Annotated in this window: 8 protein-coding genes; 1 reads left to right on the forward strand and 7 read right to left on the reverse strand. The window is 64.2% G+C overall.

Annotation, left to right across the window (positions count from 1 at the left end; genetic code table 11):
• Position 1 precedes the first annotated feature (1 nt).
• On the reverse strand, positions 2-676 hold the full coding sequence (locus tag ABIB06_RS00970) for an esterase/lipase family protein (RefSeq protein ID WP_354068804.1): 675 nt from the start codon (positions 674-676) through the stop codon (positions 2-4).
• 4 nt (positions 677-680) lie between these two features.
• Complete coding sequence (locus tag ABIB06_RS00975; protein ID WP_354047422.1) at positions 681-4,085, reverse strand: acyl-[ACP]--phospholipid O-acyltransferase; 3,405 nt, start codon at positions 4,083-4,085, stop codon at positions 681-683.
• Positions 4,086-4,631: 546 nt separating this feature from the next.
• Here ABIB06_RS00975 and ABIB06_RS00985 point away from each other — a divergent pair.
• A complete protein-coding gene (locus ABIB06_RS00985) occupies positions 4,632-5,252 on the forward strand; it encodes a TetR/AcrR family transcriptional regulator (protein WP_354047699.1) in 621 nt (206 codons plus the stop codon).
• Positions 5,253-5,264: 12 nt separating this feature from the next.
• Here ABIB06_RS00985 and ABIB06_RS00990 read toward each other — a convergent pair whose 3' ends face one another.
• From ABIB06_RS00990 to ABIB06_RS01010, 5 genes are all read right to left on the reverse strand, one after another.
• Complete coding sequence (locus ABIB06_RS00990; protein WP_354068802.1) at positions 5,265-6,572, reverse strand: GGDEF domain-containing protein; 1,308 nt, start codon at positions 6,570-6,572, stop codon at positions 5,265-5,267.
• A gap of 246 nt (positions 6,573-6,818) precedes the next feature.
• The gene (gene pncB / locus ABIB06_RS00995; RefSeq protein WP_354047416.1) at positions 6,819-8,123 is read right to left on the reverse strand and encodes a nicotinate phosphoribosyltransferase; all 1,305 of its coding nucleotides are present in this window, start codon (positions 8,121-8,123) and stop codon (positions 6,819-6,821) included.
• A gap of 158 nt (positions 8,124-8,281) precedes the next feature.
• Positions 8,282-10,432: a CHASE2 domain-containing protein gene (locus ABIB06_RS01000; protein WP_354047414.1), complete on the reverse strand. Its 2,151-nt coding sequence runs from the start codon at positions 10,430-10,432 to the stop codon at positions 8,282-8,284.
• A gap of 18 nt (positions 10,433-10,450) precedes the next feature.
• The gene (locus ABIB06_RS01005; RefSeq protein WP_354068800.1) at positions 10,451-11,119 is read right to left on the reverse strand and encodes a hypothetical protein; all 669 of its coding nucleotides are present in this window, start codon (positions 11,117-11,119) and stop codon (positions 10,451-10,453) included.
• A gap of 187 nt (positions 11,120-11,306) precedes the next feature.
• Positions 11,307-12,446, reverse strand: a complete 1,140-nt coding sequence (locus tag ABIB06_RS01010) for a response regulator (RefSeq protein ID WP_354068798.1) — start codon at positions 12,444-12,446, stop codon at positions 11,307-11,309.
• Positions 12,447-12,662: the final 216 nt, after the last annotated feature.

The following is a 12,662-nucleotide window of genomic DNA, read 5'->3' on the forward strand; positions in this document are numbered from 1 at the left end:
TTCAGATGGTGCGGAAGCGGCCGTCGCGCAGGAAAGCAATGGTCTGTTCGATCGCAGCGGCGTGACGCGGAAGCCCGGCATGGGACGCCTTGACGACGACATGGTCGGCCATGCCGGCCACCATCGCGCTTTGCACTGAGACCCGTCCGTCATTCGGCTTCGGCAGAACGAAGAGACCTGCGGCGGGATCGATGAAGCGGTTTCCCGCGATCACGCCGACGGGATAATCCACGGCGGGCAGGGCGTCAGACCCGGTCGCAGCCGTGGTGGTGAGCTCGAGCCCGGCCGGGCCGTAGATTGCACGGTAGAGCCGAGATCCGCGCAGGAGATCGGCGACTTCGCTACCGCCGTTTGGCGTACCCAGCATCACCACGCCGGCAAGCCGATCCGGCCGGTATTTTGCGATATAGGCACGCGTCACGAGACCGCCCATTGAATGCGCGACGAAATGCAGCGGCGCATCACGTTCGGCGAACCGGGCGACCTCCGGGTGGATATCGTCCGCGAGCGCTGTGATCGATTTGCGGCGGCTGGCGTAGTCGATGTTCAGCGTCGCGAACCCGGTCGTCTGGAGCGCCCGTTCAAGTCGTTTCAGGGATGCCGAGGTTCGCGCGATGCCGTGAAGCAGAACCACTCCCGGGCATCGCGCCTCGCCTGATTGAGGCGCCTCGTGCATCTCTCTACGCCACCTCGCGCTCCGGCGCGGACGCCTGCTCGCGGGCCATCGTCGTTGCGGTGACGTAGTCGGTCTTGCCGCTGCCGAGCAGCGGCACCTTGTCGACCACCAAGATCGCCGCGGGAACGGTCAGCTCGGACGCGCCGATCGTCTTTGCCTGACCCAGCATCGCGCTACGCTCGGCACCCTTCTCCGTCGTTAGCAGCACAATGCGCTCGCCCTTGCGCGGATCCGGGATCGACACGGCAACCGATGCGGCCTGCGGCCACAGCGTCGTCGCGATGCTCTCGACCGCTGACAGCGAGACCATTTCGCCCGCGATCTTGGCAAAGCGCTTGGCGCGGCCCTTGATGGTGATAAAGCCGGCGGCGTCGATCGCCACGATGTCGCCGGTGTCGTGCCAGCCCTCGGCGAGCGGTTCGAGCACGCCGGGATTTTCGGCCCGCAAGTATCCAAGCATCACGTTCGGTCCGCGCACCGAGAGGCGTCCACCTTCCTCGATGCCGGGGACCGGGTCGAGGCGGCTTTCCATCAGCGGCGACAGGCGGCCGACGGTGCCGGGACGATTGGCCATCGGCGTGTTCATCGCCAGCACCGGCGCGGTCTCGGTGACTCCATAGCCTTCGAGGATGCGGATGCCGTAGCGCTCCATGAACACCTGGCGTGTCCGATCCTTGACCGCCTCGGCGCCGGCGATCACCAGGCGCAGCGTACGGAAGTCGTAGGCATGCGCCGAGCGCGCGTAGCCGGTGAGGAACGTGTCGGTGCCGAACAGGATCGTGGCGCCGGTCTGGTAGATCAGCTCCGGCACGATCCGATAGTGCAGCGGCGAGGGGTACATGTAGATCGGAATGCCCGCGAGCAGCGGCATTATCATTCCGCCGGTCAGTCCGAAGGAGTGGAACACCGGCAGCACGTTGAACACCTTGTCATTGGCGTTGGCATCGACCCGCGCCAGCGCCTGCGCGGCGTTGGCAAGGATATTGCGGTGGGACAGCACGACGCCCTTGGGCGTGCCTTCCGAGCCCGATGTGAACAGCACGACGGCCGGATCATTCGCCTGGCGCGTGACGCGCGGCGCGGTGCCGGCGAGCAGGCCCTTGATCTTGTCGGCCGTGCCGATCGAGGCGCGGACATCCTCGAGATAGACGACGCGGACTTGCGCGGAGATCGCCGCCATCAGCTTGTCGAGCTTGCCCTTCTCGATGAAGGCCTTCGACGTCAGCACCGTCTTGACCTGCGCGGCCTTCATGGCGGCGAGCACGTTGACCGGGCCCGCGGAGAAGTTGAGCATCGCCGGCACCCGGCCGATGTTTTGCAGCGCCATGAAGACGACGGCGACGCCTGCGGAATTCGGCAGCAGCACGCCGACATTCTCACCGACGGCGGTGCCGCTCTCCAGCTTCCGACTCAAGACCTGCGCGCCCAGGATCAGCTTGCGATAGGTCAGCTTGGTGCCGAGCGCGTCCTCGACGATGACCTTGCCGGTGTCGCGGTCGCGATAGGCGTGTCCGAGCGCTTCGAACAGCGTGTGATCGAGCATGGCGTTCTTCACCATGGCGTCAATCATCACGTCCTGAAGCGCTGCGCCCGCAGCGTTGCGGCGCGCCTTGCCCTTCAGCGACGGATCGACCGGAAGCTTGACCGGCGGCAGGATGGTGACGGTCACCCGCGGAAACCACGAGCGCTTGATCTGGCTGCCGTTGAGATAGCTGAGATGCGAGCGTTGCGCGCCTTCGATGCGGATCGGGACGACGACCGCATCGGCCTTGTCCGCGATCATCGCGGTGCCGTCATAGACCTTCATCAGCGACCCGGAGACGGTGATGCGTCCCTCCGGGAAAATCACGACCGGCTCGCCGGCGGCGACAAGCCTGATCAGGTCGCGCGCGGCCAGCGGCTTGCTGGGGTCCATGGTGTAGTGCTTGACCACGCGCAGGAACGGCTTGGCCCACCAGGCCTTGGAGATGCCGGTATCGACCGCGAAGCTCGCGTCGATCGGCAGCACGGCGTGCAGCAGCGGGCCGTCGATCAGGCTGACATGGTTGGGCGCGATCAGCATGCGCGTGCCGGCGGGCGGCAGATTCTCGAGCCCACGGATTTCCGTGCGGAACAATGCGCGGAACAGCAGCCCACCGAAATCGCGCACGCCTTCCTTGCCCCACTTCGTCAGCACGAACCAGACTGCGCCGAAGCTTGCGATGCCGAGGCCGAAGAAGATCCAGCCGACATGCAATCCGGCCGCCTGCAGCAGCGCGACGAACAGCGAGCCCGCTACCATGAAAGCGGCCTGCAGCACATTGCCGGCGGCGATGATGCGGGCACGCTCGGACGGTGCCGACCAGGCCTGGACGGCAGCGAAGGACGGCACGACGAACAAGCCGCCGCCGAATGCGAAGGCGACGAAGTCGATCAACATGCGCAGGCCGGCGAACGACGTCGCGAAGTCGACCGCGGCGATGTCCTGACCCTTGCTGGTCGCGCCGATCGCCCAGGCGAGATCGAGGCCGGCAAACCCCATGATGATGGCGCCGATCGGCACCAGCGCGAGGTTCGGGCGAACGTGGCTCAGGCTAGCGGCGAACAGCGAGCCGATGGCAATGCCGATTGCGAAGACCGCGAGACACAGCGTTACCACGCCCTCGGTGCCACCGACGACGTCCTTGACCAGCGCCGGCAGCAGCGAGAGCACGATGGCGCCCACCAGCCAGAACCAGGAGACGATCACGGTGCCGTCCCACAGCCGGTGGTCGGCGTGCAGCGTCTTCAACAGGCCGAGCGTCGAGGTCCAGGGATTGGCGTTGACGGACAGATCGGGTGCAGAGGGCGTTGTTGCCGGAATGCGGGAGGCGACGGCCCAGGACAGCAGGGCCAGCACGACCACGGCCGATGCGACCCAGCCCATATGCGCGGAGCCGGCCACGAACTGGCCGCCGGCGACGGTGCCGAGCAGGATCGCCATGAAGGTCGCGCCTTCGACCAGCGCGTTGCCCGTCGCGAGCTCGCCGAGCGCGAGCTGGTCCGGCAGCATCGAATATTTCACGGGGCCGAACAGGGCGGCGATGACGCCAAACAGTGCGAGCGCTGCGAACAGCAGCGGCACCGAATGCAGCAAGAAGCCGGCGGCGGCAAAGCCCGCGGCGAAGATCTCGGCGAATTTGAGCCGCCTCGCGACGACGGATTTGACGTATTTGTCGGCGAGCTGCCCGCCGAGCCCGGACAGAATGAAATAGGGGAAGATGAAGACGGCGCCCGCGATCGTCACCAGCGCATCTCCGCTGGCGGTCGCGACACTGTAAAGCAGGATGATGACGAGTGCGTTCTTGAGCACGTTGTCGTTCAGCGCCGAGAAGAATTGCGCCCAGAACAGGGGCGCAAAGCGGCGTGACGACATCAAATCCCTGATCATGACTAGTCCTGTTTTGGAAACGCTGTCTGAGGTTGTTTCATTGTCGGTTGGGCGTCGGGACCGGAGGAGATGCGACGGGCAATTGCGGGTTGACGACGATCGTCCCGGCCTGCGCTGCGCCTTGGCATTCCGATCCTGTTGGTCTCCGCGTAGCGACGTTTGGTTCGCAAATGGTTTGGTCGCGGCCCTATCAAGCTCTCGCAGGGAGGCGTGCCGGCTGCGCCCGCCTCAGGTGAGGTGGGCAAGGCGGCGAAAGGGCGAGAAGCGGCCGAGCAGGCTGAAGCGGCGGCCCTCATCACGGGCACGCGCGCGGTTGGCTCGCCACATCCGGAAGGTCGCGCGGCGCTCGGTCAGGACGCCGGCGATGTCGCAGGCATTTGCGATGCGATCGATCGGCGCCATCGCGAACCGCAGGAGCGCGCGGCCAATTCCGGCAACGAGAGCGGTGGCGTCATCGATGAAGGTGGAGGCGATATCAACAGCGAGGGTTTGCATTTTGCAGGTCTCCGAGATAGCTTGAACATTGTTCAAATGAGTATCCTGAAAATGAACAATGTTCAAGACGAATCGCTACGAGATCAAAAAAAAGGTCGCCGACGGTTTCAGATCCTGGAGATCGCCCGTCGTATTATTGCGACTAAGGGTTTGAGATCGCTAAAGGTTCGGGATGTTGCCGAAGCCGCCGGCTGCTCGATCGGAAGTGTCTATAACGAGTTCGGCGACTTCGACGGGGTCATTTTGACCGTGAATCGGGAGACCGTTCAGGCGCTGACCGTGCGACTTGGCGGAGTTCCCGCCGCGGATCCCGTTCGCCAGCTCTATGGGCTTGCCGCGACCTATCTCGAGTTCTTCGCGGAGCACGCCAACCTGCTGCGCGCGCTGTTCGAGCATCGGATGGAGGACGATCGTCCTTACCCCGATGACATCCTTCAGCTGGTGATGGACGCGTTCGCGCTGATGCATCCACCCCTGGTGCGGCTGCTTCCGAATGCAGACGACGTGCAGATCGCGTTGCTGTCACGCACCCTGTTTTCCGCCGTGCACGGGATCATCTCGCTTGGCCTGGAAGAGCGCATGGTGGCCGTGCCGCCGCAGATGCTGCGCCAGCAGGTTGAACAGTTCCTCGACGCACATCTCGCCGGTCTCGGGATTTTGCCCGTACGCTGACGGGCGCCGTCGTCACGCGCGCGCAGCTTCGCGTCGTCGCGAGGCTACGAGGACGGCGTCCGGCCGCACGCTGTCGACCTGAACCCGGTTGCGTCCCTTCTCCTTGGCGCAGTAGCAGGCCGCATCCGCACGCCGCATCGCGCCTTCGAGCGTGGTGCAGCGATCGGCAATACAGGTCACGCCGATGCTGGCGGTTACCGCGAAGCAACGATCGTCCCAGGTGAAGCTGAACAATTCGAGCGATCGTCGCAGCCGTTCGGCGATATCGACGGCGCCTGAAGGCGAGCATTGCGGCAAGATCAGGCCGAATTCATCGCCGCCGAGCCGCGCCACCAGATCGTGCGGCCGCCGTTCCTGCTGCAACAGTTGTGCGACCTGGCAGAGCAGGCGGTCGCCCGCGAGATGGCCGCAGCTGTCGTTAACGTTCTTGAACTGGTCGAGGTCGAGCAGGATCAGGCCGAGCGAACCTGTCGCGATGTTGTCGAGCTCGCTTTGCAGGCGCGCCTCGAAGGCGCGGCGGTTGGACAAGCCGGTCAGCCAGTCATGTGATGCCTGCCAGGCCAGGCGCTCCTTCTCGGCATGCAAGGCATCCTCGAACGCCTGTCGTTGCAGCACCAATCGCCGCGTGTGCCAGATCAGGAGCAGGATCAACGTCAAGGCGGTGACGATATTGACGCAAGTCAGCGTCATCTTGATGGCGCGGGAGCCTTCGCCTAGGACGGTGGAGAACCGGTTGGCGTGCACCGTGAACTGAGCGTTGAGCTCCGAGAGCCGCGACGACAATAATTGCAGGCGGTTGCCGTCCTGAACGGGCCCGTTCTCCAGTTCTGACCGGATGACCTCGCCGAACACGTTCAGCTCCAGCAGCATGGGGTCGGTGGCGGCCCATTCGCGGATCGCTTCCTTGAGAAAGCTGACCTGTTTGAAGTAGCGGAAAAGCCAGATCAATCCCGGCACGTCATCGGGATGGTTGCCGCCTTGCAGAAAGCCGATGCGGACGACCTCGACGTCGACCGGATCGCGCTCGAGCGCCCAGCGTGCGAACTCGTCGCCGATGGGAACAGCCAGCGAGGTCTGGTATTGCGCGAACTGGCTGGCACCTCCCGAATGCAGATAGAGATTGAGGAAATAGACGGCGTTTTTCTGCGAGCGCGACCACATCGCCTCGCCCGCGACGTAAGCTCGGACCGAGGACATCACCTCCAGGCTGAATCCGGCGATCGCCGCCTGCAGCACGACGACCATGACGAAAGGCGAGACGAGCTTGATGACATGAAGGAAACTGCGTCCCTTCGTCGACGTCGTTGTTCTGCGAAACACTTTGCGTTCCCCAAGTCACTCGACGGCCCCAGCGGAGTGATCCGCTCATAACGCGGATTACGCGTGAGGGGTTCTAAACTCGACTTGAAAATGCCGGGAGACTGCGTCGCAGAGTGAAGACGTTGTGAAACGGATGTTCGCAGATCGTTGCAAATGCCGTCGAACCGGAACTGACGCGGCATCGACGAGCCGATGTCTTGCATTCGACTTGCGCGGTTTACTCGATCGAGAGAGTTTGCGCTGGCGCTACACCAACACCGGCTTGCGTACCCGACCGGCGTCGCCGAAAACCCGCAAATAACGCTCGATCTCCGAGGGCAGGCCGGTCGCTTTCTCGGGATTGTCAGAGAGCTTGACGGCCGGATGTCCGTCGACCGACGACACCTTGCAGACCAGGGAGATCGGATCGAGATTGAACGAGCCGTCCGGCGGGCAGCCGACGAAATCGTTGGTGAGGTTGGTGCCCCAGCCGAAGGAGAGCCGCACGCGGCCGGTGAAGTGATGATAGGTCTCCTCGATCGAGCCGACGTCCATGGCGTCGGAGAACACGAGCAACTTGTCCCTGGGATTGCGGCCCTTCTTCTCCCACCAGGCGACGATCTCCTCGCCGGCCTCGATCGGCGGCGCACTGTCGGGGCGGAAGCCGGTCCAGTCGGCGACCCATTCCGGCGCATCGCGCAGGAAGGCCTTGGTGCCGAAGGCGTCGGGCAGAGCGATCAGGAGGTTGCCGCCATAGGTCTGGCGCCACTGGTCGAGGATGCGATAGGGCGCCCAGCGCAATTCCTCGTCGTCCTTGGCGAGCCCGGCGGCGACCATCGGCAGCTCATGGGCGTTGGTGCCGATGGCTTCGAGATCATTGTCCATCGCGAGCAGGACGTTGGATGTGCCGATGAAGGACGGGCCCAGGCCTTCCTTCACCGCCTCCACGCACCAGCGCTGCCAGAGGAATCCGTGGCGGCGGCGGGTGCCGAAATCGGAGAGCCGGAGGTTCTCCAGCTTGCGCAGCCGCTCCACCTTGGTCCACAGCTTGGCCTTGGCGCGGGCATAGAGCACGTCGAGCTCGAAGCGGCCGCGGCCCTTGATCGCCGCGCGCGAGCGCAATTCGTTGAGGATGGCGAGCGCGGGAATCTCCCACATCGTGGTGTGGCTCCACGGCCCATGGAAATGCAGCTCGTACTGGCCTTCGACCTTGCGCAGCTCGTATTCGGGCAGCCGGAATTCGGCCAGCCAGCGGATGAAGTCCGCCGAGAACATGTGGGTCTTGCCGTAGAAGGTGTTACCGGCAAGCCAGATCAACTCTTTCTTGGTGAAGCGGATGGTACGGGCGTGGTCGAGCTGGGCGCGCAGCTCGCCCTCGTCGATGATCTCGGCGAGCCGGACATGGCGCGAACGGTTGATGACCGAGAATGTTACCTTCTGATCCGGGTAAGATTCCCGAATCATTTGTAACATCAACAGCTTGTAGAAATCGGTATCGAGCAGGCTGCGGATGATGGGATCCAGCCGCCAGCTGTGATTGTAGGTCCGGCTCGCAATGTCGGTCACTGTCATGGGGGAATTCTAGCGTGGCTGCGGCGACGCAACCAGTGGATTTGGGGAGGGGCAGGCCACCGCCCGGCACCGGTCGCGGGGCAGCCGCAGGGCGGGTCAAGTCAGGGGAAATAGTCCCTGGTCCAGCGCAGTAGCGCCGGTATCTTTGGCTGACGCCGCTACTTCCCTTCTAACGTATTGACCGGCGTCCACTCGTTCGGCGGTGGATTTGCCGCGAGCCTTCTGGCGCGTTTCGCGAACAGCGCTGATGCCAGATCGCTCGCTGCCGCGTCCTCGAACGCCTCGACTGCCTTCGCAAACTCGCGCACCCGCCAACACGCGAGCCCTTCCGCATACGCCGTCGCCGCCTTAGTCTGATCGACGCTCTCCGCGCCCTTATCGGCCAGCGGCTCGAATACCTTGATCGCCTCACCGCGCCCTAACACCCTGATCGCATCGAGCTCGCGCCAGGCGAAGCTGTCGCCGGTCTGCGTGACCGTCGCTTCCGAGGCCATGATCGCGGTGCCGTAATATTTGTTGGCGCCTTCGAGTCGCGAGGCGACGTTCACGGTGTCGCTCATCACAGTGTAGTTGAAGCGGCGGCGGGAGCCGATATTGCCGACCACGGCTTCACCACTGTTGAGCCCAATGCGATGCGACAGGCCGCGGCCGGCGAAGGCGGCACTGCCGGCGTTGAGCTCTGCCAGCTTTTCGTGGCATTTCAGCGCGGCGTGGACGGCGTTGCGCGCGTGCGCGGGATCATCGGCTGGCGCACCGAACATCGCGACGATGGAATCGCCGATATATTTGTCGACATAGCCGCGGTGGCTTTCGATGATGTCGGTCATGGCGGAGAGATATTCGTTCATCAGCGTCACCAGCTCGCCCGGCGTCATCGTCTCGGCGATGGAGGAGAAGCCGCTGAGGTCGGAGAAGAACATGGTGACGTTGCGCATCTCGCCGCCGAGTGCCGGCATCTTGCCGGAGGTCACCATGGTGTCGATCACTTCAGGGGCGAGATAGAACGCAAAGCTCTTGCGCAGGAAACGCTCGTCACGATCGGCCAGCACGAAACGGTAGCCGACCATCATCGCGAGCGCGGCAAGGCTCGCGAGTGCTGGCTCCGTCAAGGGCAGCGCCAGCGCGTGAACGAACGCGCCGACGGTCACGGCGGCATAAGCGGCGGTGAGAATGATCCAGGCGATCACGGCGCCACCCGGTGCGAGCATGCAGGCCGCGCAGGCGATGATCGCTGCGAAGGCGATCGTGAGAATGGTCCGCGCTGGAAAGCCCAGTTCTGTCACGGCATCGTGCTCGATCAGATTGCGGGCGGCGGTGGCATGCACGAAGACACCGGCGACGTCGCTGCGGGCCTTTTGTGCGGTGCTTGCCGGGGCGGGCAGGGCGCATCGTGGCCCGGGCGTTCCGTCATATCCGCCGGACAGTCGCATCGAGGTGAGCTTGCGGTCCTCGAAATTCAGGGCGGTGCCGAGCAGCACGACCTTGCCGTCGAAGGCGCGGCGGAAGAAATCGCGGTCGCCTTTTTCGACGCAGGCGCGCAGATCGGCGAAGGAGAAGGTCGGAACATCGCGGCCCAGCCCGCGAAAATTGAGCGTCAGTGTATTCGGAACCGCGCTCGGAATTGCATAACCGGACAATTCGGTCGTACCGGACGGTGCATTCCCGGGCTTTCCGCCGAGCGCGCGCGCGGCGAGCTCGATCGCCATCGTGGCGACCGGCTTGCTGTCGATGGAAAAGCTCAACGGCATCCGCCGGATCACGTCGTCGGTGTCGGTGTGGACGTTGAGGGCGCGGATATTGTTTCTCACCGCCAATTGCTGCGCGCGGTCGGGCCTTTCCTGATGGTCGTCGCTCAGGATCTCGCCGAGCACCAGTTTTCCGTTGTCGGAGAGTTGCCGCAGCGCGATCAGGTAGTCCCGGTCAAACCCCCTCATGCGCGTGCCGAGCGGCGCATCGCCAAACGGGATTTGCGATTGCTCGATCGAGCTTGGAAAGATCACGTCGAAGCCGATCACCTTGGCGCCGCCGTCGGAGATGCTCCCAAGCACCCGGCCGATCTCGCGCGTCCAGGTCTGCGTCGGCGAGCCCTTGAACGGCGGCGTGTCGTAGGTCTCACCGTCGATCGCCACGACGACGACCGGCGATGTCGCGGGATCGCGGTGGTCGCCGACGAGCTTGCCGCGCAGCGCCGTGAGGATGTCGAGTGAAAGGCCTTGCAGCGTACCAAGCGGCGGGGACGTGAAGACCGCGCCCGCAACGAGCGCGATCAGGATCGCTGCAACGATGTCCCGCCTGCCGATCCGCCGCATCGCCCCGTCGCTAGCTGCCTATTCGAGCCGCAGCAGGCGGCCGACGATCGGCGTCGACGACGACGTGGCGCTGGCATCGACCTGGAAGGCGTAGCGCTTGGCGCCGAGAATGGCCAGATAGCTGCCGCCCGGGGTCAGCGACTTTCCGGCCTTGGCGAAGTCGTAGAATTTGCCGCCGATCATGTTGTCATTCCTCAGCGGGATGCTGATCGTGGGTTCCTTGCCGTCGGTGCGTTCGATCACCAGCGTGCTGCCGCTCTTGGCCTGCACCAGCGGCGCGACGCCGTAGAGCGTCGGCAGCTTGGCCGGCGCGCCCTTGGCGTCCGAGCGCATGGTGCGGAAGGTCGTAGCCGCACTTTGGTTCGCCTCGCGCTCGGACAGTTTGGCCGCATTGGTATCGCAGGGTACTTTTTCCCGCTTGACCTCGCCGAGCTGCACGGTGCTCTGCTCGGCGCCGACCAGGACGACGCCTTCGCTGATGGTCTCGCGCTGGCAGGATTTGAGATAGCTGAGCGTAATGCTCGCCTTCGGCCCGAGCTTGATGATCTTGCCCGGCGCGACATAGTCCATGAACGCGATGCCATCGACCTTGCCTTGCACGTCCTCGACGATGGCGGCGGGGGTCTCCGCCAGGGCGGGGGCGGCAAGACAGAACGCGCCGACAAATGCGCCGATGAGGCTTTTCATGGGAATTCTCATTCGCTTCGACCGATGGATGACCGGTCCCATCCTGGGCCGATGCTTAGCAGAGCAGCGCCCAGGCAAGTGTGACCAGAATCACTCTTAGATATTGGTGCCACTTTAGCAGGAACCGGTTCAAACCGGCGACCGGAGAAAGCAGAGCCCAGGCAAGCTGTTGGCCGGATGGATAATGTCAGGCGGCCGGGACCGCCTCAAGTGAATGGTTCTCGACCGGATGGCTCTCCGCCGCAGCCTCTATAATGGGAGCCAGCGTGGCCTCGGTCTTCTGATACGGCGTCGTCTGCTGACCGGCGGCGATCTCCACGACCTCGTCCCAGCGCGACAGGAAGGCCTCGACACAGGCCGGGTCGAACTGCCGGCCCTGGTTCTCGACCAGATAGTTGCGCGCCACGTCCAGCGGCATCGGCTCTTTATATGGCCGCCGCGTCGTCAGGGCGTCGAAGACGTCGGCGACCGCGACCACGCGCGCGGCGACGGGAATCTCGTCCGCCCTGAGGCCGTTCGGATAGCCCGCGCCGTCCCAGCGCTCATGATGACCTGCGGCAATTTGCGCACCGAGCTGGATCAGCTCGCAACTGGAGTCGGCCAGGATTTTCTCGCCGATCGTCGCGTGGGTGCGGATCACCGCCATCTCCTGGTCGGTCAGCTTGCCGGGCTTGAGCAGGATGTTGTCGGGAATGGCGACCTTGCCGACATCGTGCAGCGGCGCGGCCAGATAAATGTCGCGGCAGAGCCGGGCGGGCAGGCCGAGCTGCTCGGCGATGATGCGGCTGTAGCGGGCGACCCGCAACGTGTGCTCGCCGGTGTCGTTATCGCGGTACTCGACTGCAAGCGCGAGCCGCAGGATGATCTCCTCCTCGCGCTCGCCGAGCTTTCTTGTTGCCGCCGCGACTTCGCTGGCTAGATGCGCGGCACGATCGCTGAGCTTGCGTCCGGCTGCACCAAGCTGAATCAAATTCCGCAGGCGCACCGTCATTTCGACGTTCTGCGGCTGCTTGGGCAGGAAATCGGTCGCGCCGGCCTGCAGCGCTTCCATCTTGATGTCATCGGTCTGTCGCGAAGTGATCATCGCGATCGGGATGTCGGAGCAGCCGGGCAGGGTGCGGAAGGTGCGGATGAAGCTGATGCCGTCCATATGCGGCATCTCGTAGTCGACCAGCACGAGGTCGAAGACGCGCTCCCGCGCGCAAACCAGCGCGTCCACGGGATCGAGGAAGGTGGTGGCCTCGACCAGACCTTCGGCCTCGATGTGATGTTTCAGGAAGTTGAGGACGGAGCGGCTGTCATCAACCAGGAGCGCTTGGGTCAGCATCGGCGGCCGGGGCTCGTGCGGATGGCGGGGCGTGACTTCTACACATAGGCTCTGCGATTTAACGTGAAGCAAATGCCAGGACGGCGACGAACTGCCTTGAGACTGCGCGGGACGCATGAGATTTGGCCGCGCCATGCACGTCTGCATGCACACGCGAAGTTCTTCGGATTGTGACCCGTAGTTGTACGGACTCCCTCATTAGGAGTTTGAATACTC

It is taken from the genome of Bradyrhizobium sp. LB8.2 (assembly GCF_040548035.1).
GTDB lineage: Bacteria > Pseudomonadota > Alphaproteobacteria > Rhizobiales > Xanthobacteraceae > Bradyrhizobium.